Raw genomic sequence first — 25,468 nt, forward strand, 5'->3', positions numbered from 1 at the left:
TGCGAGCAGGAATGCGTCTCCCGCACGTGTCGGTTGCCCGGGGTATGACCATCGGTGTAGCACTCCCTGTCCAGAACCGGATCGATCCCACGGTGCAACTCGCCCGGGAGGCACATGAGTTCGGGCTGCGCTCCGCGTGGTTCGGGCAGACCTTCGGATACGACTCGCCCTCGCTCGCCGCGATCGTCGGCCGCGAGGTGCCCGGACTGCATGTCGGGACCGCCGCGATCCCCGTCTTCGGCCGCCACCCGCTCCTCGTCTCGAGCCAGGCCCAGACGGCCCAGGCCGCCACCGGAGGCCGGTACCACCTCGGGCTCGCCCTCGGCACCAAGCACCTGACCGAGACCGGCTTCGGTATTCCGTACGAGCGCCCGATCGCCCGGCTCCGCGAGTTCCTGACCGCCCTGCGCCTGCTGACGGAGACCGGGGGCGCCGACTTCCACGGTGAACTGCTCACGGCCGCCCCGCCGTTGCCCGCGTCGGTGCCCGGCGGCGCCGAGCCTCCGGTGCCGCTCCTCGTCGCCGCCATGGCCCCGCAGGCCCTGCGCGTCTCGGGTGAACTCGCCGACGGCATCCTCCCGTTGCTGGCCGGGCCGCGCGCCCTCGCCGAGCACATCGTCCCGGCCGTCACCTCGGCGGCCGAGGCGGCGGGGCGACCGGCGCCCCGGATCGTGGCCTTCGTGCCCGGCGTGGTCACCGCCGACGTCGAGGCGGTCCGGGAGGCGGCGACCGAGTCGCTCGCCTTCTACGAGCAGTTCCCCTCCTACCAGCGGGTCATCGGCCTCTCCGGTGCCACCCGCGCCGCCGACCTGGCCGTCATCGGCGACGAGGAGACCGTCGCCGCCGAGGTGCGCCGCTACCGGGACGCCGGGGCGACGGAGGTGGCGTTCACCGCGACGGACCTCGGCGGTGAGGAGGACCGGCGCCGCACCTGGAAGCTGCTGGGGGAACTGGCGGTCACGCCTTGACCCAGGACAGGCCGTCCGGTGTGACGGCCAGGCCGTCGGGGCCGGCCGGGCCGGGGTCGTCGAGCGGGCCGCCGTAAAGGGCCTGCTCCTGAAGGTCGTTGCCGGTGCGGAAGGTCTCGCCGACGACCGGGGCGGACAACAGCGGGTTGATACGGTCGTCGGAGACCGCCAACTGGCTGACCGCGCTGTCGAGTTGAGCCGCCGAGGTGTGCCAGTCCGCACGGACGACCGCGGTGTCGCCGGACACCAGTCCGCCCGCCAGCTCGGCGAACGCGGCGGCCTCGCCGAGCTCCACCTCGGTGATCTTCTTCGCCGACCAGAAGTACGAGTCCTCGTTGCGCTCCATGTCGTAGAAGGAGATCAGGAAGTCGTAGAACACGCGGTACTCGCGGCGGTAGCGGGCCTCGAACTCGGCGAAGCCCCGTTCCTCGGGCACGCTGCCGTCCAGCGCGGAGTTCACCGAACGGGCGGCGAGCAGGGCGCCGTAGGTGGCCAGATGGACGCCGGAGGACAGCACGGGGTCCACGAAGCACGCGGCGTCGCCGACCAGCGCCATGCCCGGAGTCCAGAAGGACTTCTTCCAGTACGACCAGTCCCTGCGCACCCGCACCTGGTCGTACGGCGGCTCGGTCGCCTCCGGTACGCCCGCCACCAGCCGGCTCACCTCGGGGCAGGCCGCGATCATGTCCCGCCACGCGGCCCGCGCGTCGCGCTGGACGGCCGGTGTGTGCTCGGGGGAGATCACCGCGCCGACACTCGTCAGGTCGTCGCGCAGCGGGATGTACCAGAGCCAGCCGGCGTCGAACGCGGCGCAGAAGATGTTGCCGCTGTTCGGCTCGGGCAGCCGGGCCCCGCCCGCGAAGTAGCCGAACACGGCGAGGTTGCGGAAGAAGTCGGAGTACACGCGCCCACCGCCGACCCCGCCGTGGATCCGGCTGGTGTTCCCGGACGCGTCGATGACGTAAGGGGCGTATGCCGTACGGGAATTGCCGTCGGCGTCGGTGTACTCGACGCCCCGCACCCGCTCGTCGTCGGCGACCAGGCGACGCACCGGGCTGCCCTCGCGGACCTCGACGCCTGCCCGCTGGGCACCGCGCAGCAGGATCTCGTCGAACCGTGAGCGCTCCACCTGGAAGGCCGTCGCGGTGGGCTCGGGCACACGCGGCGTCATCGCGAAGGAGAACTGCCACGGCTCGGGGTCACGACCCCAGCGCAGCGTGCCGCCGCGCTTGAGGGTGAAGCCGGCCTGCTGCACCTCGTCGGCGACGCCGAGGATGCGGCACAGACCGTGGACCGTGGCGGGCAGGAGCGACTCGCCGATCTGGTAGCGCGGGAAGGTCTCCCGCTCCAGCAGCAGGACCCGGTGTCCGCGCTTGGCCACGACGGTCGCGGCGGTTGATCCCGCGGGCCCGCCGCCGACGACGATCAGGTCGTACTCCTGGGTCATACGGCAACTCCTGTTTCCCCGGTGCGATGTGGGTGGATCATGCCGTCAGCCAGGCGCGCATCGCGGCGGCCGTGGTGTCGGCATCGTGGTGGACGAGGGTGTAGTGGTCGCCGGGGACGTCCGCGGTGTCGTGCGGCAGGGGCCAGCGCGGCAGCCAGTCCCCGTCGGGGTCGATGCGGCGCATCTGCGCGGTCGGCCGACCCCGCACCAGGAGAGCCGGGACCGGTGACGGCTCGGGGTCCCAGTTCTCCAGCACGCGCGCGTAACCCCCGCCGGCGATCAGCAGCGAGTCCTCGAACTCGGCGACGACGTCGTCCGGCAGCTCCGCGCCGGCGGTCATCAGGGCCAGCGCCCGTTCGTCGTCACGGCGCAGCACGCCCGCGTGGGCGTCGAGCAGGATCAGCCCGGCCGGCGGCCGCCCCGACCGTGCGAGCTCGCGCGCCACGGCGTGCGCGATCGCGCCCCCGGCGCAGTAGCCCACGAGGACGACCGGCCCCTGGGACGACAGAGCGCCCACCGCGTCGACGTGTGTCCGTACGACGGCGGCCGCACTGTCCGGCACGGCCTTGCGGGCACCGAGACCGGGGTGCTCCAGCAGGAACACGTCGCGCTCGCCGTCGAACTGTTTGGCCAGCCCGGTGGGGACGCGATGGTACGGCGTGAGGTAGTCCGGGATGTACGCCAGCGTGGTGCCCGCACCCCGCGCCAGCCGGACCGGGTCGACCGCGTACCGGCCGCGCTCGGCGGCGGTGAAGGACGGGAGGGCGTGGGACGCCAGGTAACGCAGCCCCATCGCCTCCAACGGGCCGCGCTCGCGCAGGACCTGGTGGTACAGGGGGCCGAAGCGGTAGGAGGACGGCGCGTCCCCGCCGTTGCCGTCTTCGGCATCGCCCCCGGTTTCGGTCTCGGCGTCCGGAAGGGCTTCTCGCAAGGCGTCGTGGAGGTGCGCGGCCAGCGAGTGCGGCGTCGGATGGTCGAACACGATCGTGGACGCCAGCCGCACGCGCGTGAACGCGCTGAGCCGGTTGCGGAACTGCACCGCCATCAGCGAGTCGAAGCCGAGTTCCCCGAAGGCGCGATCGGTGGGAAGCGCGGCCTGGTCCTCGAAGCCCAGCAGCAGGGCGAGTTCGGCGCGGATCAGCTCGACCAGCACGCCCTCCCGCTCGTGCGCCGGGACGGAGGCGAGCCGCTCCCGCCAGGCGCCGGGTGCCTGCGCGGCGGCGGTCGGGGCGGCGGCCGGGCGCTTCGGCACGAGGTCCGTGAGGACCGGCGGGGTGGCCGGACCGCCGAGCGCCCCCAGGTTCAGCGGGATCGGCACCAGCACCGGCTCGGGGGTCCGCAGCGCCCGGTCGAGCAACTCGATGCCCTCCTCCTCGTCGACCGACAGGACACCGCCGTCGCCGAGTCGGCGCGCCGGGACCTGGGCCGCCATGCCGTCGTCCCCGGCCGTGATCCACGGGCCCCAGGCCAGGGCCTGAGCAGGGAGGCCCTGGGCGACGCGATGCCGGGCGAGCGCGTCGAGAAAGCCGTTGGCCGCCGCGTAGTTGGCCTGTCCGGGGCGGCCCAGCACACCCGCGGCCGAGGAGTAGAGCACAAACGCGGACAGCCCGAGGCCCTTGGTGGCCTCGTGCAGATGCCAGGCGCCGTCCGCCTTCGGCGCGAGCACGGCCGCCAACCGCTGGGGGGTGAGGCCGTCCACGACTCCGTCGTCCACGACCCCGGCGAGATGGAACACCGCCGTCAGTGCCGGCCGACAGGACGCGACCAGGGCGTCCACGGCGGCGCGGTCGCTCACCTCGCAGGCCGCCGTGCGCACGGCCGCGCCGAGTTCGGCGGCCCATTCGGGCGTACGACCGCTGCGGTTCACCAACAGCAGGTGGCGGACCCCGTGTTCGGCCACCAGATACCGGGCGAGGCCCGCGCCGAGCGCACCCGTGCCGCCGGTGATGAGTACCGTCCCCTCGGGATTGAGGACGGGCGCCGCCGCCTGGGGCCGTACCGGGGTCAGCCGGGGCGCGAGAACGGCGCCGTCCTCCAGGGCGACCTGGGGTTCGCCGGTGCGCAGCGCCGCGTCGAGGTCCGCCGGGGACACGGGGCCACCGCGGCGGTCGACCAGCACGATCCGGCCGGGGTGCTCGGACTGGGCGCTGCGGACGAGTCCGGCGACCGCGGCCTGCGCCGGGTCGGGATCGTCGCCCGTGGCGTTGTGGGTGAGCACCAGGAGCCGCCCCGGCCGCGCGTCGGCGATCCAGCCCCGTACGCCCGCGAGCGTGGCGGTGAGCAGTGCCAACGCGCGGTCGGGCAGGGCGGTTGCCGCGTCCGGTCCCGTCAGGTCGAGCAGTTCGTGCCGCGTGTCGCCGTCGCCGGCCGCCGTCACGGGCCGCCAGGCAATGCGGTACAACTCGGCCTCGACAGCGGGGCGTTGGTCGGGAAGGACTCGCGTGACCAGGGACTCGACCGTGGCGATCGGCTGTCCGGCGTGGTCGGTGAGGGCGACCCGGAACTCGTCCGGGCCGAGCCGCTCCAGCTGGGCCCGGGCGGAGGTGGCGCCGGTGGCGTGCACCGTCAGTCCGGCGCAGGTGAGCGGGACCCGTGCCTCGCCCGAGCCGCCCTCCGCGAGGAGCGCGGCGTGCAGCGCCGCGTCGAGGAGCGCGGGATGCAGGGTGTACGAGCCGGCCGTCGCCGCTTCCCGGGGTGGCAGGGCCAGTTCGGCGAACAGGGACGTGCCACGGCGCCACAGCGTCGTCACCGCTCGGAAGGCCGGACCGTAGTGGTGGCCGTGCGCGGCGAGCCGGTCGTAGTCGACCGGCAGCCGCTCGGCACCGGCGGGCGGCCACGTCGCGCGCGCAACGACGGGCGCCGCGGCGGCCGGGGCGATGGTCGCGGTGGCGTGCCGCGTCCACGTGTCGCCCGCCCGGGCCCAGACCGTGACCGGCCGGTGCCCCGCCTCGTCCGGACCGTCGGTGACGACCTGAAGGCGCACCGGCTCCGGCTCCGGCAGGACCAGCGGCTCCCGGAAGGCCAGCTCGGTCAGCCGGACCGGGCCCGATGTCCCGGCCGCGTGGCAGACCAGCTCGGCGAACGCCGACGCGGGTACCAGGACCCGGCCGCCGATCACATGGTCGGCGAGCCAGGACTGGCGTACGACGGACAGCACCCCCGTGTGCCGCACGCCCGGTCCGTCGGCGTCCGGCTGCGGCTCGCCCAGCAGCGGATGCCCGGCCGGGGCGGCGTGCCGTAGCGCGTCCAGCCAGTAGCGCTGCCGCTGGAACGGGTAGGTGGGCAGCGGGCGGCGACGGGCACCGCTGCCCGCGTACACCGACCGCCAGTCGACCGGCACGCCCTGCACATGGAGTGCGGCCAGCCACGCGAGCGCGCCCCGGGCGTCGGCGCAGGGCGTGAACACCGCGCCCGCGTCCGGGGCGACACAGTCCTCGGCCGCGACACTGAGGGCGGCGGCCGGACCGGCCTCGACGAACGCCGTCACGCCCGCTTCCGCCAGCCAGTTCACCGCGTCGGCGAACCGGACGGTCTCGCGGACCTGCCGTACCCAGTAGTCGGCGCCGGCGAGCGCCTCGGGCTCGGGGCGGCCGGTCACCGTGGACACCACCGGTACCGACGGCCGGTGGTAGGTCACGGTCTCGGCGACCGCCCGGAACTCGGCCAGCATCGGGTCGAGCAGTGGCGAGTGGAAGGCGTGACTCACCCGCAGCCGTGTGCTCCGGCCGCCGAGCGAGTCGGCCAGCGCGGTCACCGCCTCCTCGTCTCCGGACACCACCACGGACGCCGGCCCGTTGACCGCGGCGATCGCGACGCGACCGCGCGCCTCGCCGAGCCGGCGTGCCACCTCGGCCTCCGGTGCCCGCACCGCGATCATCGCGCCACCGGCGGGCAGCGCGGCCATCAGCCGCCCGCGTGCGGCGACCAGCCGGACCGCGTCGCCGAGCGAGAACACACCGGCGAGGTACGCGGCCGCCAGCTCGCCGACCGAGTGACCGACCAGGTAGTCCGGCCGTACACCCCAGTCGGCGAGCAAGATGTGCACGGCCACCTCGAAGGCGAACAGCGCCGGTTGCGCGTAGTCCGTGCGGTCCAGCAGGTCGCCGTCGGGATCATCGATCACTTCCCGCAGCGGCCGGTCCAGCAACGGCCCGAACCACGCGCACACTTCGGAGAACGCCGCGTCGAACACGGGGAAGGCCGCCGCCAGTTCACGGCCCATGCCGGCCCGCTGCGTGCCCTGGCCGGCGCAGAGCAGCGCCAGCTTGGGCGTTCCGCGCACGGTGTTCCTGAGCAGCGCCGGACCGTCCTCCCCGGCCGCCAACCGCCGTAGACCGGCCAGCAGTTCGGAGGCGTCGGAGCCCAGGACGGCCGCGCGGTGAGGCAGGGGAGCCCTGGTGGTCGCCAGTGAGTACGCGATGTCCAGCGCGGCTTCACCGGTCGCGCCCGAAGCGGCGTCCGCGTCCGCCAGTGTCACCGCGAGCTTCCCGGCGTGGGCCCGGAGACCGGCCGCGTCGCCGCCGCTCACCAGCCAGGAGGCCACGGGCAGTCGACGCGTGGCCCCGGCCGTGCCGTCGGCCTCCGACGGCTGCTCGATGATCACATGCGCGTTGGTGCCCCCGATACCGAACGAGGAGACCGCCGCCCGGCGCGGCCGGTCGCGCCGCGGCCACGGCCGCGCCCGGTCGAGCAGCCGCACCGCTCCCGCGGACCAGTCCACGTGCGGCGACGGCCGCTCCGCGTACAGCGAGCGGGGCAGTTCGCTGTGGTGCATCGCCTCGATCATCTTGATCACGCCGGCCACCCCGGCCGCAGCCTGCGAGTGCCCGAGGTTCGACTTGACCGAGCCCAGCCACACCGGGTCGGCCCGGTCACGGTCCTGCCCGTAGGTGGCCAGCACGGCACCCGCCTCGATCGGGTCGCCGAGCGCGGTGCCCGTGCCGTGTCCCTCGACCACGTCCACGTCGGCCGGGCCGAGGCCCGCGTCGGCCAGCGTCAGCCGGATCAGCTCGCGCTGCGCCTCGCCGTTGGGGGCCGTCAGCCCGTTGGACGCGCCGTCGGAGTTCACCGCGGACCCGCGCAGCACGGCCAGCACCGGATGGCCGTTGCGCCGGGCGTCCGACAGCTTCTCCAACAGCACCAGGCCCACGCCCTCAGCCCACGCGGTGCCTTCCGCGTCCGCCGCGAACGACCGGCACCGGCCGTCCGCCGACAGCCCGCGCTGCCGGCTGAACGCGATGAACGGCTGCGGGCTCGACAGCACCGTCACGCCACCGGCCAGCGCGAGCGTGCACTCGCCCGCCCGCAGCGCCCTTGCCGCCAGGTCCATCGCGACCAGCGACGACGAACACGCCGTGTCGACGGTCATCGTCGGGCCGCGCAGGCCCAGGACGTACGAGATGCGGCCCGAGGCCACACTGCCCGACGACCCGATGCCGATGTGCGACTCCAGCTCGTGCGGCGAAAGGCCGGTTCCGTAACCGGCGTGCATCAGACCGACGTACACCCCGGTGCTGGAGCCGCGCAGCGACGGCGCGGGGATGCCGGCGCGTTCCAGCGTCTCCCAGGCCACCTCGAGGAGCAGCCGGTGCTGGGGGTCCGTGGCCAGTGCCTCGCGCGGGGAGATGCCGAAGAACAGCGGGTCGAAGTCGGCCACATTGTCCAGGAAGCCGCCGCGCCGGGTGTAGGTCGTGCCGAGCCGGTCGGGGTCGGGATGGACGAGGGCGTCGATGTCCCAGCCGCGGTCGGTGGGGAAGTCGCCGGTGGCGTCCACGCCCTCGGAGACCAGCCGCCACAGGTCCTCGGGCGAGCTCACGCCGCCCGGGTAACGGCAGCCGACGGCCACGATCGCCACCGGTTCGGCCTCCGGGCCACGGCGCGCGGCGGTCGTCGCGGCAGCGGGGGAGGACGCGGGAGCGGGGGTGTCACCGCTCATCCGGCTGTCCAGGTAGGCGGCGACCGCGGCCGGGTTCGGATGGTCCCAGACCAGCGTCGCCGGCAGCCGCAGTCCGGTGCGCAGACTGAGCCGGTGCCACAAGGTCATGGCGTCCAGCGAGGTCAGGCCGAGATCGGCGAACGCGATGCCGGGATCGGCCGCCGCGCCCCGGATCGCCTCGGCCTGAGCGCACACCAACTCCGTGAGCGCGGTGCGTCGTTCACCGGCCGTGAGACCGGCCAGCCGGGCCAGTTCCGGCGCCGGCGGACGCTCGGCGAGCGTCTCGCGCAACACCGCCCGCCGGGGTTTGCCCGCCGCCGTGCGCGGGACGGCCGGCGTGAACAGGACCTCCTCGGGCACCTTGTGCGCCGACAGCACCTCGGCGCATCCCCGCAGCAGACCGGCCGGGTCGAGCGACTGCTCCGCCGGCACCACGAACGCCACCGGGACCTCGCCGAGCAGCGGATGCTCCCGTGCCACCACGGCCGCGTCGCGCACCCCGGGCAGCGAGCGCAGCACCCGCTCGACCTCGGCGGGGTCGACGTTCTCGCCGCCGCGCACGATCCGGTCGCCCAGCCGGCCGGTGACGGTCAGAACGCCGTCCGCTCCGAGCCGGCCCAGGTCGCCCGTGCGGTACCAGCCGTCGCGCACGGCATCGGCGCTCGCCTCGGGTCGATTGTGGTAGCCGAGCATGACACCGGGGCCACGTACCCAGATCTCACCCTCGCCGCCGACCGAGTCCTCGGCGCCGACCGCGTCCAGTCCGCTGTCGGGGTCGACCAGGCGGACCTCCATGCCGGGCACCGGAGTGCCGCTGCCGCCCCGCGCCCGCGGCCCGCTCAGCGCCTCCATCGCGATCTTGCCGCACGTCTCGGTGGAGCCGTAGCCGTCCAGGAGCGGTGCGCCGAACCGCCGCTCGGCCTCCTCCCGCAGATCCGCGTCGCTCGGTGCGCCCGCGGTGACGCACACCCGCAGCGAGGGCACCGAGCCCAGGCCGCTGTCGAGCAGCTGCCGGAAGGTGAGCGGCACGCCGCCCAGCACGGTCGGCTCGAACTCGCCGATCAGCCTGACCAGTCGGACCGGGTCCGGCGCCGAGGTGATCCGCGCGCTCGCCCCGGCCACGGTCGTGCCCAGTACACAGAGGGAGTGGGCATAGGTGTGGGCCAGGGGCAGCGGCCAGAGCACGCGGTCCGTGTCCGTGAGCCCCAGCCGTGGCAGATAGCAGGCGAACGAGGACCAGAGCGCGGACCGTTGGCTGGACACGGCCGCCGTGGGCGCTCCGGAGGTGCCGGAGGTGTAGAGCAGCCAGGCCGGTTCGTCCAGCCCGAGATCGTCACGGGGAGCGACCGAGCCCCCGGCCTCAAGGCTGCCTCCGGCCAAGTGCGCGCCCCCGGCGATGAGTTCGTCGATGTGCGAGGCATCGTCCGGCACCTCGCCCTCGCCGGTCACCACCAGACGCACCGACCGTCCGGCGACCATTCCGGCGATGCGCGGCAGGCGCCGCTGATCGGTGACGACCACGGCCGGATCACAGTCGGCCAGCAGGTACGCGAGTTCGGCATGGGTGGCGCGCGGAGGCAGCGGTACACCGACCGCCGCGGCACGGACGGTGGCCAGCAGTCCCTCGACCAGCTCCACGCTGTTGTCCAGGCAGAACGCCACCCGGGTACCGCGCTCGACCCCGAGTCCGGCCGCCAACCGGGCGGTCCGACGGTCCAGTTCGGCCCAGCTGACACCGCGCCGGTCGTCGGCGAACGCGAGCTTCTCGCCGTACCGCACGGCGTTCTCCGCGAGCAGCTCCGCCACCGGCCGAACCACGACCGCTTCCGCCAAACCCATCGGGCCTCCTGTCAGGGGGAGTCCGCACCGCGGCGGATCTTGAAGCAGCGTACGTCGGTGAACGACAACCATGGCCGAAACCCGGCCAGTTGACCGGGAGGGGGCCGTCGGAAGGGGACCGTTCGTTGGTATGGACCTGTTCGTGATCGGCCGCTAGGCTCTGCCGCGCCACACCCCTGAGAGCGCTCTCAGAGATCCACTGCTCCTGCGGTTCCACCCCACTCCACTGGAACGACGAAGGGCAACCCCCATGAGACGCACCAGATTCACCCGTGCCGCCCTGGCCGTGCTGCTCACGCTCGGCGCCGGTCTCGCCGCGGGCACCACCCCCGCCTCGGCCGGCGATTCCACCGCGAAGGCACCCGCCTCGGCCGGTCTCCTCACCGCCATGCAGCGCGACCTGAACCTCTCGAAGGCCGAGGCCGAGGAGAGGCTCGCCGCCGAGCGGCAGGCCACGGCCCTGGAGCCCAAGGTCCGCCGGGCCGCCGGGACTTCCTTCGGCGGCACCTGGTTCGACGCCACCGCCGCCCGGCTGACCGTCGGCCTCACCCCGGACGCGACGCCGGCGACCCTCCGGGACGTACGGGCCACGGGCGCCGCCGTCCGCACCGTCACGCACAGCGCGCGCGAACTGGCCGCCACCCAGGCGCGGCTCGACAAACTGCCCGCACCCGCGGGAGTGAGCAGCTGGCACGTGGACCCGAAGGCGAACACCGTCGTCGTGAACGTCGTCGCGAGCGAGCGAGCCGACAACGATGTCCGGCGGTTCACGGCCCGGGCCCACCGCGCGGGCCCCGTCACCGTCCGGCACGTCTCCGCCGCACCCCAGACCCTTGCCGCCGGAACCGTCGGCGGTGACCCCTACTACACCGGCAACGTCCGCTGCTCCATAGGGTTCTCGGTGCACGGCGGGTTCATCACCGCCGGGCACTGCGGGCAGCCGTCCGCCGCCGTCTACGGATGGGACCGCAGCTACATCGGCAACTTCCAGGGCTCGTCCTTCCCGGAGAACGACTACGCCTGGGTCAACGTGGGCAGCGGCTGGTGGACGGTACCGGTCGTGCTCGGCTGGGGCACCGTCTCCGACCAGCTCGTACGCGGCTCGAACGTGGCACCGGTCGGCTCCTCGATCTGCCGCTCCGGTTCGACCACCCACTGGCACTGCGGCACGGTCCTCGCCATGAACGAGACCGTCAACTACAGCCAGGGCGCCGTGCGTCAGATGACCAAGACCAGCGTCTGCGCCGAACCCGGTGACTCCGGCGGCTCGTTCATCAGCGGCGACCAGGCCCAGGGCGTCACCTCCGGCGGCTGGGGCAACTGCGGCAGCGGCGGCGAAACCTGGTTCCAGCCCGTCAACGAGATCCTCAACCGCTACGGCCTGACCCTGCACACCGCCTGACCCATGGGGCCCGGCCCCACCCGGCCGGGCCCTCACGCGTCCCCACGCCCGAGTTGTCCGCCCGCTGCCGGTGGGCCGTCGCCCGGAGTCCGCCGTCGGCTCCGACGCGGCGAGCGATGATTCCGCGGTCCTGCCCCAGGAACTCGGTGGGCACTACCGGTGTGGCCAGGTCGGCAGGCTTACCGGCGATTGACCGCGGCCGAAGCAGACGGCGAGCCGGCGACCAGCCGTCGATGATGCCCGCGACAGCTCAGGTCACCCCGCGACCGTGGTCGCAACGCCGCCACCGTCTCGGCCGTCCGCAGGTCGAAGCGGACGGTCACCCACACCGCCGCGGCCATGCCGCCGACCAGCGGTAGGGGGTCTCTACCTGCTGGCCCTCGAAGTCGGGTAAGTGAGCGTAACCATGTATGAGTGAGTGTCGTTGTCAGAGCGTGAATCTGACGGAATGGGCGAAGACGCAGGGCGTGCATCCGCAGACCGCGTATCGCTGGTTCCGTGAGGGGACGTTGCCGGTACCGGCTCAGCGGGTGGGGCCACGCACGATCTTGGTGAACATCGACGCGAACACCACGCCCGAGGCCATCGGCGGTCTGGGCCTGTATGCCCGCGTCTCCTCGCACGATCAGAAGACCGATCTGGAACGCCAGGTCGCTCGGCTGTCGGCGTGGGCGGCGAAGGCCGGTCACCGAGTCGTTCGTGTTGAGGCGGAGATCGCTTCCGGGATGAACGGCTGCCGTTCCAAGGCCCGGCGTCTGCTGGCCGACTCGCAGGTGACCACCGTGGTGGTGGAGCACAAAGACCGGCTCGGCCGGATGAACGTCGAGCTTGTCGAGGCCGCCTTGTCCGCGGCGGGCCGTCGCCTGCTGGTGCTGGATGACGGCGAGGTTGAGGACGACCTGGTGCGCGACATGGTGGAGGTGCTGACGTCGTTCTGCGCCCGCCTGTATGGCCGCCGCTCGGCGAAGAACCGGGCGAAGGCCGCGCTGGAGGCCGCCGAACGTGGCTGACCTGCGCCCGATTGATCCGCCGTTCGTTGCTCTCGGGCCGTCCGGCGTCGCGGTCCGTACCCGGCTCAAGGCGATCACGGCCGAGGACGAGAAGGTGCTCAGGCTGGTCGGTGACCACTTGGGGACGCTGGCCGGGCGTGACCTCAAGGCCCGCTGTGCGGCCGGTCTGGAGCACGACACCGACCAGTGGGCGGAGCGGAAGCGCATCCTGACGCAAGAGGCGTCGTCCCGCTGGGCCGGGAGCATCACGAAGGCCACCCACGACCAGTGGGCGCTGTCCCGCCGCGCCCAACTCGCCCACATCCAGAACCTGGAGGCCGGTGTCCGTACGATTGCGCACCGGCTGTCCCTCCCGGTCGGGGAGAAGGGCACAAAGCGGGCGCCGGGCGGATACCGCACGAAGCAGGAGTGGTTCGCCAAGTCCCGCCGCCTGCACTTGCTTGAGGACCGGCTGATTGCTGAGCGGGCCGACCGTGGGGCCGGGCGCGTCCGGGTAGCACGCGGCGGTGAACGCCTGCTTGGCACCCGGCACAATCTCACGGCCGCGAACCTGACCGAGGCCCGATGGCGTGAGCGTTGGGAGGCCGAGCGCCGGTTTCTCCAGGCGGACGGCGAGTCGGGGAAGCGGTTCGGGAACGAGACGATCCGCGTCACCCCTGACGGGGAGGTCAGCATCAAGCTGCCCGCCCCGCTGGCTCATCTGGCCAACGCCCCACGCGGCCGGTACGTCTTCACTGGCACCGTGGTGTTCCACCACCGGGGCGACGAATGGGCCGACCGCGTCACCGGCGACCGGGCGGTCGCCTACCGCATCCACGAAGACGTGCAGCGCGGGCGCTGGTACCTGACTGCCTCCTGGTCCATTCCACCGGTCAAGACCGTTCCCCTGGCGCAGGCCCGCGCCGCAGGGCTGATCGGCGTGGACACCAACGCCGACCACCTGGCCGCCTGGCGGCTCGACCAGCATGGCAACCCGTGCGGTGAGCCCCGAAGGTTCTTCTTCACCTTGTCCGGCACCGCCGATCACCGTGACGCGCAGGTCCGGCACGCCCTCATCCGACTCCTGCACTGGGCAGCCCGGCGCCAACTCGCCATCGGCATCGAAGACCTGGACTTCAGCGCGGAGAAGACCAGGGAGAAGCACGGCCGCCGCAAGCGGTTCCGCAAGCTGATCTCCGGCATGCCCGTGAGCAAGCTACGCGCCCGGCTCGTCAGCATGGCCGCCGAACTCGGCTTGACGATCGTCGCCGTGGACCCCGCCTACACCTCGATGTGGGGCGCCAAGCACTGGCAAAAGCCCCTCACCAGCAACACCAGGAAGACCACCCGCCACGACGCGGCAGCCGTGGCGATCGGCAGGCGCGCCCTGGGGCACCCGATCCGGCGACGGACGGCACCGCCCCCGCACGACCAGAGCGATCGTGCGGGGCATCGGACCGTCCAGGCCCGACCGGGCGTCTCAGGGCGTGAGGAAATCCGCCCCTCCGTCCCCGGACAACGGGCACGACCCGTTGCGCCGCACGTGAGAGCGAAAGCGGGGGACCAGTGTGCCCAACACCGTTCGGGGCACGCGGCTGAGCACGGGTTCTGGCAACAGGACTCACTCCCGCTCAGTCTTTAGGAACGGTGCGGTGCTCTGTCTGAGGATCAGTCGGGTCGGGACCAGGTCGGTGCCCGGCCCGGAGCCGTCGCGGGTGCGGATCTGCTGGAGTGCCTTCTGCACACAGCGGTGGCCCACTTCGGCGAAGTCCTGGTGGACGGTGGTCAGGGGCGGCACGAAGAACGCGGCCTCGGGGATGTCGTCGAAGCCGACCACGCTGATGTCTTCGGGGACGGCGCGGCCACGCTCGTGGAAGGCGCGCAACAGGCCCAGCGCCATCTGGTCGTTGGCCGCGAACACGGCCGTGCAGTCGGGCTGTTCGGCGAGCGCGAGGCCGGCCGTGTACCCCGACTCGGCCGACCAGTCGCCGTGCAGCGGCGGGGGTACCGCACGTCCGGCCTCCGTCAGGACCTCGCGCCATGCCTGGGTCCGGCGCTGACCCGAGAAGGAGGTCCGCGGACCGGTGACATGCCATACGGTGCGATGGCCCAGGTCGAGCAGATGTTCCACGGCCTGGCGCGCACCGTCCGCCTGGTCGGTGTCGACCACGGTGTAGCGGTCGCCGGCGTCGGAGTCCACGACCACGGCGTGGACGCCGGGCGGGAGCTGGACGGTGCCGGCGTCGAGGAGACGGATCTCCATGATGACGATGACGGCGTCGACGGCCAGCTCGCCCATGCGTGTGAAGGCGCCCAGCACATTGTCCTGCGTCGGGACGTGGATGGGGATCAGGGTGATCGCGTAGCCCTCGGCCGCGGCGTGGGTCGCGATCGCCTCCACGGTACGGCTGTTGCCGGTGGAGGAGAGGCTGAAGAGGATCACGCCGATGGTGTTGAACTGGCCGTAACGCAGGGCGCGGGCCGCGCTGTTGGGCCGGTAGCCCAGCTCCCGCATCGCCGCGAGCACCTGCTCCCGCGTCGAGTCGATCACCCCGGGCTGGCCGTTGGCGACCCGCGAGACCGTCTGGGACGAGACGCCCGCGAGCTGGGCGACGTCGGCCATGGACACCCGCTGTTTACGGCGTCCGCCGGGCACGTCGGAGCCACCCCGTTCCACCACTGATGCCTCCTTCGATCGGATGTGAGCGCGGTTGCGCGGCGCATCGGATGTTACGTGTGGGAAACCTTGACGGCTGCTGGAGCGGATGTCACGATTCCGGCGCCGTCATGTTTACGTAAACATGCTGTCGTCCTGGAAGGGCACGTCGATGCGCAAGACCCCTGTCAGTACACGCCTCACCCCTCGACTGCGCGCCACCTTCGCGGCGGTCGCGGTCGCCGCCGTGACCGGCGCCACCCTGGCGGGCAGCCCGGCCTCCGCCGCGCCGAGCACCGACACCACCCAGTTCAAGGGCGTCAACTGGGCCGACCCCCGCGACAACTTCGCCGACGACCTGCTCCAGTTGTCCGGCCTGTCGACCTCGGACAGCTACCGGGAGACGTACACCAAGTCGAGCCGGATCATCGCGGCGTTCCGCGCGAACCTCGGCGCCAACACCGTCCGGCTGCCGATCAACCCGTACACCGTCAACGGCGCGTACTGGAAGTCGTACCGCGGTGTCATCGACGCGGCGACCGCGCAGGGCTTCAAGGTCATCGTGTCCTACTGGGAGGGCACGGGGGAGCGCAAGGACGGCTACATCGACGACACCGCCACCTACTGGCCCATGTGGGACACCGTGGTGAAGGCGTACAAGAACAACTCGAAGGTCTACTTCGAGCCGATGAACGAGCCGCACGGCTACACCGACACCGAGTGGGCCGACATAGCGGCGAAGTGGCTCCAGACCTACTCGAAGGTGCCGCGCAACCGGGTCTTCGTCAGCGGCGCCGGCTACAACGACCACGTCACCTCGGTCTGCGCCGACCCGCGCCTCAAGGGCACGTACCTGTCGCTGCACCACTACGGCTTCTGGAAGTCGTACGCCACCTACGACGAGTGGGTCGCCGACCTCAAGGTGCGTATCGGTGACTGCGCGAACCGGACCGTCGCGGACGAGTTCGGTGCCCCGATGACGACCGGCCTGAACTACGACGTGCCGACCCCGGACGACAACTACGTCAACTTCATCCAGGCCGTCACCGACACCTTCCGCGAGCTGAAGATGGGCTCCGTGTACTGGCCGGGGCTGCGCACCGACGACACGTACTCGATCCAGAAGCTGACCGGCGACCCGGCCAAGCCCTGGCTCGCCACCACCAACCAGTCCGGCGCGGACCGCCTCGCCTGGGCGTGGGGCCGCGGCAAGCCCGTCCAGGACTGACCCTCTCCCATCTGTTCGGCCGCGGTGCGCGCTCGCACCGCGGCCGACGGTTGTCCGGTACCCGTTCGGTACCCCTAGGCGGCGCGGGCCCGGTGGCGGCGGACCGCGTCGCGGTTGGCGCAGCGCGGGGAGCAGTAGCGCTGTCTGCCCGTGCGTGAGGTGTCGGCGAAGACCGTGGTGCACTCCGTCACGGCGCAGCGCCTGAGACGGTGCACGCCGCGTCCCGTCAGGTGGAGGGCGGTGCCCACGGCGATCAGGGAGAACAGCACGCCGCTGAGCGGCTGTCCCTCGTCGCGGTAGTGCAGATGCCAGCCGGAGCCCACGTGGTCGGTCATCCGCGGGTAGGCGGCGGCCGCGGCCAGCATCCCGTTGACCAGCTCGGCGCGCTCGTGCTCGTCCGTGGTGTCGACGACCTTCTCCCACGTGTCCAGCACGACCGCCGTGCGCTCCAGATCCTCCGGCGTGGCCGGGCCCTCCACCACCAGCCCGGCGGCGCGGCAGCGGTCGGCGAGCTCCTCGGCGCTCGCCGGGCGGCGGTTGGCCAGGTCGGCGGCCAGCTTCACGGCATCCTCGCCGTAAGGGTTGAGGTGCATAAGGTCATTACATCAGGGTCATGGTCATGGAACAACGCACCGGACCCCGATCCGACGTACGGCAGGCCGTAACCGATGTACGGCAGGCCGTGGAGTACGACCTCGTCGAACTCGTCCGCCTGCGGACGCTGCTGTTCGAGCACCTCGGAGGCGACTTCTTCGACCCCGCGACCACGGACGACGGCTGGCTGGACGCCCTGGCCGTGGTGCTCAAGGAGCAGCTGACCGCGGACGGCGTACGCATCCTCGTCGTGGACGGCACCGACGGAGGCCTCGCCGCCTGCGGCATCGGCACCATCGAGCAACGGCTGCCAGGACCGCACCTGCACAACGGCCGGATCGGGCAGGTCATCGGCGTGATCACCGACCCCGCGCACCGGCGGCGCGGGCACAGCCGCGCGATCATGCGAGGCCTGCTCAGCTGGTTCCGGGACCGCGAGGTCGCACGCGTCGACCTGTACGCCTCCGCGGAGGGCGAACCGCTCTACCGCGAGCTCGGCTTCACCCCGCACCCCGACCCCGCCCTGTACCGGCGCCCGTGAGACGCCATTCCCTGGTCGGTCACCCGGCCGTCCGGAGGTACGCGCCGAGCCGGGCGATCGCCGAGGGATTGCGGGGGCTCTCGACCAGGTCGACGTAGTCGAGCGTGAAGATCCGCCGGTGCTTGACGGCGGAGACGTTGCGCAGGGGGGCGTAGGAGAGCAGGAACCTCTTCTTCTGCTCCGCGCTGACGTCGCCGTAGTCGCAGATCACGATGGTGTCGGGGTTGCGCTCCACCACGCTCTCCCAGCCGACCGTGGTCCAGGAGTCCCGCACATCGTGCATGACGTTGACGCCGCCGGCCTCGCTGATGATCTGGTCGGGGGCGGCGTAGCGGCCGGAGGTGAAGGGCTGGTCCTGGCCGCTGTCGTAGAGGAACACCGTCGGCTTCTTCGCCGGAGCCTGGGCATGGACGTCGGCGATCTCCTTCTTGAACCCGGAGATCAGCGTGGCCGCGCGTTTCTCGACGCCGAACAGTTTCCCGAGGTTGGTGAGGTCGGTGTAGAGGGCCTCCAGCGGCGGCATGATGCCGCGCGAGGTCTTCGTCCGGTCGTTGCGGCAGGACTCGGTGAGGATGTACGAGGGGATGCCGAGCTTCTTCAGGGCGTCGGGGGTGAAGCCGGCGTCTTCGCGGAAGCCGTAGTTCCAGCCCGCGAAGACCATGTCGCCGCGGGCGTCGAGGACGTTCTCCTTGGTGAGCTGGTCCTTGGAGAGCCACGGGACCTTGTCGTAGCCGTCCTTCCAGGGGACGCCGCTGAGGTCGCCCTTGTCGTCGGGCATGGCGAACCCGGCCATCCGGTCCTCCAGGCCGAGCGCGAACATCAGCTCGGTGATCCCGACGTCGTTGGTGACGACACGCTCGGGGACCTTGTCGAACGTCACCTTCTTGCCGCAGTTGGTGAGGGTGACCGAGGACGACCCGGGACCCTTCGGCGTCGTCTCGACCGACGCACCGCATCCGGTGGCGGTCGCGGCGAGACACAGGGCGGCGGCGAGCAGTTTGCGCATGGGGGTCCTCACGGTTTCTGCGGAAGCAGGTCGAACAGCAGCTGGACGGCACCGGTCTCCGGATGCCGTACGGGATGCGCGCGCACCCCGAACACCTCGGCGAGCAGGGCCGGTTGAAGCACGTCGTGCGGCGATCCGGACGCGACGACGCGGCCGCCCGCGATCACGTACAGGACATCGCAGTGCGCGGCGGCCAGGTTGAGGTCGTGCAGGGCGGCGAGCACGGTCACACCGCTGGCGCGCACCAGGGACAGCACGTCCAACTGGTGGGCGATGTCGAGGTGATTGGTGGGTTCGTCGAGGACGAGCACCCGGGGCCGCTGGGCGAGGGCGCGCGCGATCAGGACGCGTTGCTTCTCACCGCCGGACAGGGCGAGGAACCCCCGCTCGGCGAGGTGCTCCACACCGGTCCGCCCCATGGCCTCGGCGCAGATCTCCGCGTCGGCGGCGGCCGTACGGTCCCGGTGCGGCAGCCGCCCCATGGCGACCACCTCGGCGACCGTGAAGTCGAACTCCGCCGACGACTCCTGCGGCAGCGCCGCCAGCACCCGGGCGGTGTCCCGGGCCGGCATCGTGTGCACGTCCTCCCCGTCGAGCCGGATCACACCCCCGGCGGGCCGCAGCGCCCGGTACACACAGCGCAGCAGCGTCGACTTCCCGCTGCCGTTGGGGCCGACGAGTCCGACGAACGCCCCGCTGTCCACGGCGAGTCGGAGCTCGTCCACGATCCGGGCCCCGGCGATCTCGACCGTGACGTCCTCGATGTCGAGCCTCATCGTCAGCGGCCTCCGAACGCATAGCCGCCGCGCCGCATCAGCAGCAGGAAGGCGGGCACGCCCACCACGGCGGTGATCACTCCGACGGGCAGCTCCGCGGGCGCCAGCAGCAGCCGGGACAGCACATCCGCCCACACCAGCAGGACGGCCCCGGCGAGCGGCGCCACGGCCAGCACCCGCCGGTGGTCCGCGCCGACCAGCATCCGTACGACATGCGGCACCATCAGCCCGACGAACCCGATGGCCCCGCTCACCGCGACCACGGTCCCGGTCACCGCGGCGGTCACGAGGAACAACTCCCGTCGCAGCGACGCCGGCCGGACACCCAGCGCGGCCGAGGTCTCGTCGCCCATCGCCAGCGCGTTGAGCGACTCGGCCCGCCACCGCAGCCACGCCCACCCGGCCGCCACGGTCACGGCGACGAGCGGCACCTGCGCCCAGGTCGCCCCGCCGAGACTGCCGAGGAGCCACATCAGCGCCGACCGGGCCGCCTCACCGCGCGCCGCGCCGAACACCATGACCGTGGTGACCGCCTCGAAGCCGTACGCCAGCGCCGTACCGGTGAGAACCAGCCGCAGCGGGGTCAGCCCGTGCGGAGACCGGGCCGCGGCGTAGACCAGCACCATCGCCGCGAGCGCCGAGGCGAACGCCGCCCCCGACAGGGCCCAGATCCCGAGCCCGGCGAACGCGCCGAGCAGGATGACCGCGTTGGCGCCCACCGCGGCTCCGGAGGAGATGCCGAGCACGAAGGGGTCGGCGAGCGCGTTGCGGACCATCGCCTGCACGGCCACCCCGACGGCCGCGAGCCCCGCCCCGACGACGGCACCGAGCACGACCCGCGGCAGCCGGATCTCCCAGACGATGGTGTACGCGGCGACGTCGTCGGTGTGAACGGTCCCGCCGGTCAGCCCGGCCCACAGAAACCGGAAGACCTCCGCCCAGCCGATCCCGGCGGCCCCCAGCCCCACACCACCGACCAGGGACACCAGAAGGAGCAGCGCCGTCCCGATCGCCAACGGGGGCAGGGGTATTCGGCTCGGTGCGGTACTTGGGCGCACGGTCGGGGCGGTCCTTCGGGTGGGGCCGCCTGGTGAACGTCAAGGAGCCGGCCCGTACGACCCCGAGGCCGCGCGGTCCCCTCTCGCAGTCCTCGGCGAGCAGTCAACGGGTCGCGCCACCCACGGGCGATCGGGCTCACGCGACACACCGTCGCGCACACCGTTGCGGGTCAGCGCCGGACTCTCACCGGACTTCCCCCGCGGGAGGCTCGGGGAGCGTAGCAAACAGGGGTGTCGACCGGCCGTGGGGGGAGGCGCGGTTGTGCCCTGTCCGGTGTCGGGTGGTCTGTGCTGTCATGGGAGGGGCGGGGAGGTGAACACCCATGCGCAGCCGCGCGACCCGCGCTCCCGGCTGCTCACGGCCCTCGTGCTGATCGCCCTGGCCGCCATGGCCGTGGTGATGGTCATCACCGCGATCCCGTCCGGCGGCGAGATCCGGCTGCCGGAGGTCACCCCGCCCCCCCACGGTCGCGGGCACCTCACGGCCGCCGTCCTCGCCGGCCACCACCCCGGCGCCGCGCTGAGCCTCATGCGCGCAGGACGACACGCTCCCGGTTCCGTTCGGCGCGGAAGGCCCACTTCAGGTCCGGCTCCATGACGAACCGGAACACCCTGCGCACGGGCGGTGTGCACAGCACGGTCACGATCGCGGCCGCGACGACGGTGACGACGATCTCGCCGAGCGGCTCGTACACCCAGGCGGGGTCGTACCAGCCCCAGGGCTTGGAGCCCTGGGCGACGAAGCCGTGCAGCAGATAGCCGTACAGCGTGCCCGCGCCCAGCGCCGTGAACCACATCCGCCGCCCGGGCACCCAGGAGAGGAAGCAGGCCACCAGCAGCGTCGAGCAGGCGAACACGACCAGGGTCATGAACGGGCCGTACCAGGCGGGCGCACCGAGTTCCTGGGCGCTGTCGCGGTGGTAGAACCAGGCGCCGCTCATCCGCGGCACCGCCCAGTACGCCGCCGCGAGCGCGCCGGCGAACACCGGCACCGCCGCGATCCGCACCTTCCAGCGCCGGACCAGCCGGAAGTGTTCCGGCTTCAGACACAGGCCGAGCACGAAGTACGGCAGGAACTGAAGGGTGCGCTGGAGATCGAAGTCCTCGCCGATGGACGGGGCCGTGGTCGCCAGCATGGCGACGGCGAGGGCGAGCGGCAGTGGCCACCGTACGGAACGCCACACCGGGGTGGTCAGCCGCCAGATGAACAGGGCGGCCAGGAACCACGTCAGATACAGCGGCTCCTGGAGGCTGACCGGACGGTCCGGGACCCCGTCGGTCCACCGGGTGTAGAAGGTGTACGCCGTCTCGAAGACGACGTAGGGGACGGCGACCCCGGTCACCAGCCGCCTGAGCCGCTGCGGGCTCGCGTCGAAACTCCGGGAGAAGTAGCCGGCGATCACGATGAACGCGGGCATGTGGAAGGCGTAGACGAGCATGTAGAGCGCGGAGACGGTCCTGCTGCCGTCGCGCAGCGGCTCCCAGGCGTGTCCCGTCGCCACCAGCACGATCGCCAGATACTTGGCGTTGTCGAAGAACGCGTCCCGCCGCTTCACCGGCTCGGTTCGCGGCGCCGTGTCCTGCCGGGGTGTCCTGGCTGGAACGTCCGTGGGCGCGCTCACCACACCGCCCCCTGCGCACCGCGCAGGAAGCCGGCCGATACGTGTCTGACGGAAGGGGCTGCTGTGATGAGTACCTGGGACATCCCACGCGCCTGACCACTTCTCGGCGCGGCAAACCTCTCAGGCCGCCGGGCGCACCAGCCCCGACTCGTAGGCGAACGCCACCGCCTGGACGCGGGCGCGTCCGCCGATCTTGGCGAGGATGTGGCTGACGTGCGATTTGACGGTGGTGGGCGCGATGGACAGCCGGGCGGCGATCTCGGCGTTCGACCAGCCGGAGGCGACGGCGGTCAGGACGTCGCGCTCCCGTTGGGTGAAGGTGTCGAGCCCGACGCCCGACGCGGTGGGGCCGAGGGGCTGCGACTGGCGGACCGTGTCGATGAGAGCGCGGGTCAGATGGGGGGTGATGACCGAGTCGCCGGTGGCCACGACGCGGATGGCGGCGATCAGCTCGTCGGGGGTGGCGTCCTGGGGGAGGAAGCCGCCGGCTCCGGCGCGCAGGGCGGCGTAGGCGTGCCCCTCGTCGCTGGTGGGGGTCAGGACCAGGACGCGTGCCGGGTCGGCGGGCTGGACCGTCACGGCGAGGGCCGGGGGCCGGGTGATCCGGCGGATGACCTCGGTGCCTTCCGTCTCATGGATACGGCCGTCCAGCAGGACGACGTCCGGGCGGAGCACGGCGGCCAGCCGGACCGCCTCGGTTCCGCTGCGGGCTTCACCGGCAACGGTCAGATCGGGCACGGCGGCCAGCAGGATGCGCAGGCCGTGCCGTTGGAGGGACTGATCGCTGGCGATGACTACGGAGGTCATACCGGCTCCTTCTAAACGAAACCGTTTCGTTCACCTGGATCTCAGAATACCCCTCCGGCATCGAAACGGACCCGTTCCTTTTGTGGTCTCGATCACCTCCTCCGCTCAGAGGAACGGCGTGCCCGGGTCGAGCCCGGCCAGGACCCGGCCGTACAGCTCCAGGTTGGTCGCCGGATTGACGAAGGAATGCAGATTCAGCGCCTGCACATCCCGTACCGCCCGCTGGATCGGCGTCTCCCGGCGCAGGGAGGAGGCCCCGGAGGCGGAGGCGACGAGATCCACGGCCTCCTTGGCCAGCCGCGCCGCATAGCCGGTCTGCGCACGGATCTTCGCCCGCTCCTCGGTCGTGAACGGCTCACCGGCCTCGATCCGGGCGACGAGGTCGCCCGCCAGCAGCTCGGCGCAGGAGACCTTCATCGCGGCCTCGGCCGACTGGAGATGGGTGACGGTGGCTTCGTGCTGCCGCTGGTGGAAGGTGTACGTGATGCCCCGCCGATGGATGCGCTCGGTGAACTCCGCCAGGGCGCCCCGGGGCCACACCGAGCGCGTGGGACGCGGTCCAGGCGCAGAACATCAGCAGCACGGGCATCCGGTAGAAGGGGTCGTCGGCGTTGGCCTTCGAGGGGAACTCGCCCGCCAGCAGCGGCCCGACGGGCAGGACCCGGTGCGCGGGCACGAGGACGTCGCGCGCGACGACGCTGTTGCTGCCGCTCCCGGCCAGCCCGGAGACGTACCAGTCCTCGAGAACCTCCAGCTCCGCCATGGGTACGGCGGTCCACAGCACCTCGGGCGGCCCCTCACCGGACTCGACCCGCGCCGTCAGCAGATGCCAGTCGGCGTCCTGGCAGCCGGTGGCGAAGCCCGAGGTGCCGTTGACGACATAGCCCTCGTCCGTCGCGACCGCCGTGGCGTCCGGGACGAGAGTCCCGCCGACCCGCACGTCGGGGCTCGTGAAGATCTCGTCCTGCGCCTCGTCGGGAAAGAGCGCGGCGATGAAGGCGCAGCCGGCCTGGATCAGCGCCGTGAACCCGGCCGAACCGCACGCGGCGGCGACCTCCGCCAGCGCGTCCACCTGGGTACGCGGCCGCGTCTGATAACCGCCGTACCGCCGGGGTACGTTCATCCGGTACACCCCGGCGTCCGTCAACGCGGCGACAACCTCGGCGGTTACCCTCCTCTGCTCCTCGGTGCGCAGCGCGTGCTCGCTGATCAACGGCCGAAGCGCGTGGACACGCGCGACGAGGTCCGCGTCGGAACGGGGTGCTGGCATGGGCGACCTCCGGTGCCCACCGTGACGCGAAGGGGCCGCATCGTCAATGGCCTGTCAGGCAACGGGAGTTGGGATCTTCGCGCGGCCGGAGGAGGCCGCCCGGAACTTGCGGCCGCGTCGGGTGGGGCCCCAGGGCTTGAGGACCGAGATCACCGTCATGAAGACGTAGGCGGACAGGGACACGATCGGCCCGAACAGCACGTCGCCGGCGTCGGGCAGCGGTCCGCCCGCGGCGACGGCCGCGACCGCGGAGTTCACCCCGGGGCGCAGCGCGAAGACCGTCGCGGTGGTCGTCGCGAGGGTCAGCCAGAACTTCGTCCAGACCCAGCGATGCCGCGCCAGACCCCACGGGGTGCCCAGCGAGAGCAGCAGGCCGCTGAGGAGCGTGAGGAAGGCCAGTGGGAGGAGCAGCCAGTCCGCGAACAGCTTCATGGTCCGGACGGAGGCTTCGACGGTCACCGCCGACCCGGTGGTGGTCGCGGTGACTCCCAGCGCCAGCAGCCCGAGCGTGAGCCCGAGCCAGCCGGCGGAGGCGGTGACATGGACGACGAGGGAGGCCCGGCGGGCGGGGCGTGTCAGTTTCACCCGACCCACGGTGCCGGGCCGGGGCTCCCGGGGCGTCTGACGGCGGGAGTAACCGCGCGTACTTGCCTCGGAGTACGGTGCTCAGCCCTTCGGCAGATACGCGCGCAGGGCGCTGATGAGCGCGTCGAGCGGCGGCTGCTCGGCGGAGCGGTCCGTGCGGACGGTGCGGCCCTCGAAGCGGACCTCGTACTGGAACATGTCCGCGGCGCCCATGTTCATCGTGACGTCCGATACGTCGTTCAGCGCCGGATCGCCGAGGAGCAGGCGCAGCTTCTCGAACTCGGCCGCGGCCGTCCGGTGCACCACCGAGCCCTTGCGGTCGTCGACGGCGTGCACGGCGCCGTCGCCGCGCAGGACCACCGACTGGCCGACCCCGGCGAAACCGCCGCTGATCTTCATGGACACCAGCGTCTGCCCCGGACTCCTGACGGGCACCGGCGTCGGGGACGGGCGCGCACTCGACCCCGCGCTCGCACTCGGAGTCGTGCTCGCCGGCGCGGACGACGAGGCGGGTGTGGACGCGGCGCTCGCCTCGGTCTCCGTCGCCTCGGCAGCCGTACTCCCGCCGCCGTCGAAAGTGCAGCCCGCCAGCGCCAGCACGCAGACCACCACCACAGCCGCCGAAACCCTGCCCCACACGGTGCCCCCACCTGTCGATCACCCCAGCTGCGGAGTCCCTATCACGGAATCCCGTACTCCGACCCGGAAGAGGCCCCACGCGACGGTGACCGGCGTACCGTCGTAA

At 72.3% G+C, this 25,468-nt stretch carries 20 protein-coding genes and 1 pseudogene; 8 read left to right on the top strand and 13 right to left on the bottom strand.

The features are described from left to right. The first annotated feature begins 44 nt into the window (after positions 1-44). Positions 45-968 carry an LLM class F420-dependent oxidoreductase gene (locus QF037_RS40820; RefSeq protein WP_307034187.1) on the top strand — a complete coding sequence of 308 codons (924 nt, stop codon included), beginning with the start codon at positions 45-47 and terminating at the stop codon, positions 966-968. Here QF037_RS40820 and QF037_RS40825 read toward each other — a convergent pair. Next, positions 958-2,415 (bottom strand): tryptophan 7-halogenase, encoded by a 1,458-nt coding sequence (locus QF037_RS40825; RefSeq protein WP_307034189.1) that lies wholly within the window; start codon positions 2,413-2,415, stop codon positions 958-960. The two genes, QF037_RS40820 and QF037_RS40825, sit on opposite strands and share 11 nt — an antisense overlap. Positions 2,416-2,452: 37 nt before the next feature. Beyond that, positions 2,453-10,189: a type I polyketide synthase gene (locus QF037_RS40830; RefSeq protein ID WP_307034191.1), complete on the bottom strand. Its 7,737-nt coding sequence runs from the start codon at positions 10,187-10,189 to the stop codon at positions 2,453-2,455. Between the two features lie 250 nt (positions 10,190-10,439). Here QF037_RS40830 and QF037_RS40835 point away from each other — a divergent pair, with 250 nt between their 5' ends. The 3 genes from QF037_RS40835 to QF037_RS40845 all read left to right on the top strand — a co-directional run bounded on the left by QF037_RS40835 (position 10,440) and on the right by QF037_RS40845 (position 14,222). Next, on the top strand, positions 10,440-11,591 hold the full coding sequence (locus QF037_RS40835) for a S1 family peptidase (protein ID WP_307034193.1): 1,152 nt from the start codon (positions 10,440-10,442) through the stop codon (positions 11,589-11,591). A gap of 434 nt (positions 11,592-12,025) precedes the next feature. Then, positions 12,026-12,601 (top strand): IS607 family transposase, encoded by a 576-nt coding sequence (locus tag QF037_RS40840; protein ID WP_307028721.1) that lies wholly within the window; start codon positions 12,026-12,028, stop codon positions 12,599-12,601. Next, complete coding sequence (locus QF037_RS40845) at positions 12,594-14,222, top strand: transposase (protein ID WP_307034194.1); 1,629 nt, start codon at positions 12,594-12,596, stop codon at positions 14,220-14,222. The genes QF037_RS40840 and QF037_RS40845 overlap by 8 nt, the downstream gene beginning before the upstream one ends. Here the strand turns inward: QF037_RS40845 and QF037_RS40850 are convergent. Further along, complete coding sequence (locus QF037_RS40850; protein ID WP_307034196.1) at positions 14,202-15,260, bottom strand: LacI family DNA-binding transcriptional regulator; 1,059 nt, start codon at positions 15,258-15,260, stop codon at positions 14,202-14,204. The two genes, QF037_RS40845 and QF037_RS40850, sit on opposite strands and share 21 nt — an antisense overlap. A 148-nt stretch (positions 15,261-15,408) precedes the next feature. Here QF037_RS40850 and QF037_RS40855 point away from each other — a divergent pair, with 148 nt between their 5' ends. Then, positions 15,409-16,464, top strand: coding sequence for a glycoside hydrolase family 5 protein (locus QF037_RS40855; RefSeq protein ID WP_307034198.1), 1,056 nt, complete (start codon positions 15,409-15,411; stop codon positions 16,462-16,464). 74 nt (positions 16,465-16,538) lie between these two features. Here the strand turns inward: QF037_RS40855 and QF037_RS40860 are convergent, their stop codons facing one another. Next, the gene (locus QF037_RS40860) at positions 16,539-17,057 is read right to left on the bottom strand and encodes a CGNR zinc finger domain-containing protein (RefSeq protein ID WP_307034200.1); all 519 of its coding nucleotides are present in this window, start codon (positions 17,055-17,057) and stop codon (positions 16,539-16,541) included. A 26-nt stretch (positions 17,058-17,083) separates the two neighbouring features. Between QF037_RS40860 and QF037_RS40865 the strand changes: the two genes are divergently transcribed. Beyond that, on the top strand, positions 17,084-17,599 hold the full coding sequence (locus QF037_RS40865; RefSeq protein ID WP_307034202.1) for a GNAT family N-acetyltransferase: 516 nt from the start codon (positions 17,084-17,086) through the stop codon (positions 17,597-17,599). 19 nt (positions 17,600-17,618) lie between these two features. Here QF037_RS40865 and QF037_RS40870 read toward each other — a convergent pair whose 3' ends face one another. The 3 genes from QF037_RS40870 to QF037_RS40880 are packed head-to-tail and all read right to left on the bottom strand — an operon-like array spanning position 17,619 to position 20,439. Then, positions 17,619-18,605, bottom strand: a complete 987-nt coding sequence (locus tag QF037_RS40870; RefSeq protein ID WP_307034203.1) for an ABC transporter substrate-binding protein — start codon at positions 18,603-18,605, stop codon at positions 17,619-17,621. Between the two features lie 8 nt (positions 18,606-18,613). Continuing rightward, positions 18,614-19,381 carry an ABC transporter ATP-binding protein gene (locus QF037_RS40875; protein WP_307034205.1) on the bottom strand — a complete coding sequence of 256 codons (768 nt, stop codon included), beginning with the start codon at positions 19,379-19,381 and terminating at the stop codon, positions 18,614-18,616. A gap of 2 nt (positions 19,382-19,383) precedes the next feature. After that, entirely contained in the window at positions 19,384-20,439 is a 1,056-nt protein-coding gene (locus tag QF037_RS40880; RefSeq protein ID WP_307034207.1) for a FecCD family ABC transporter permease, read from the bottom strand. A gap of 313 nt (positions 20,440-20,752) precedes the next feature. Between QF037_RS40880 and QF037_RS40885 the strand changes: the two genes are divergently transcribed. Next, entirely contained in the window at positions 20,753-21,037 is a 285-nt protein-coding gene (locus QF037_RS40885) for a hypothetical protein (RefSeq protein ID WP_307034209.1), read from the top strand. On the opposite strand, the gene QF037_RS40890 is transcribed toward QF037_RS40885, so the two are convergent. The 6 genes and pseudogenes from QF037_RS40890 to QF037_RS40915 form a co-directional block, all read right to left on the bottom strand. Further along, positions 20,967-22,061: an acyltransferase family protein gene (locus QF037_RS40890; RefSeq protein WP_307034211.1), complete on the bottom strand. Its 1,095-nt coding sequence runs from the start codon at positions 22,059-22,061 to the stop codon at positions 20,967-20,969. The two genes, QF037_RS40885 and QF037_RS40890, sit on opposite strands and share 71 nt — an antisense overlap. 120 nt (positions 22,062-22,181) lie before the next feature. Then, positions 22,182-22,868 carry a LuxR C-terminal-related transcriptional regulator gene (locus tag QF037_RS40895; RefSeq protein WP_307034213.1) on the bottom strand — a complete coding sequence of 229 codons (687 nt, stop codon included), beginning with the start codon at positions 22,866-22,868 and terminating at the stop codon, positions 22,182-22,184. Positions 22,869-22,973: 105 nt separating this feature from the next. Continuing rightward, on the bottom strand, positions 22,974-23,408 hold the full coding sequence (locus tag QF037_RS40900; protein ID WP_307034215.1) for an acyl-CoA dehydrogenase family protein: 435 nt from the start codon (positions 23,406-23,408) through the stop codon (positions 22,974-22,976). A gap of 484 nt (positions 23,409-23,892) precedes the next feature. Next, positions 23,893-24,138 (bottom strand): annotated as a pseudogene (locus QF037_RS40905) (acyl-CoA dehydrogenase family protein); the annotation flags it as partial. Between the two features lie 54 nt (positions 24,139-24,192). After that, entirely contained in the window at positions 24,193-24,723 is a 531-nt protein-coding gene (locus QF037_RS40910; protein ID WP_307034217.1) for a DUF2269 domain-containing protein, read from the bottom strand. Between the two features lie 81 nt (positions 24,724-24,804). Then, positions 24,805-25,122 (bottom strand): hypothetical protein, encoded by a 318-nt coding sequence (locus QF037_RS40915; protein ID WP_307034219.1) that lies wholly within the window; start codon positions 25,120-25,122, stop codon positions 24,805-24,807. Here QF037_RS40915 and QF037_RS40920 point away from each other — a divergent pair. Next, positions 25,121-25,468, top strand: coding sequence for a hypothetical protein (locus QF037_RS40920; protein WP_307034221.1), 348 nt, complete (start codon positions 25,121-25,123; stop codon positions 25,466-25,468). The two genes, QF037_RS40915 and QF037_RS40920, sit on opposite strands and share 2 nt — an antisense overlap.

This window comes from Streptomyces canus (genome assembly GCF_030815415.1).
Lineage (GTDB): Bacteria > Actinomycetota > Actinomycetes > Streptomycetales > Streptomycetaceae > Streptomyces > Streptomyces canus_F.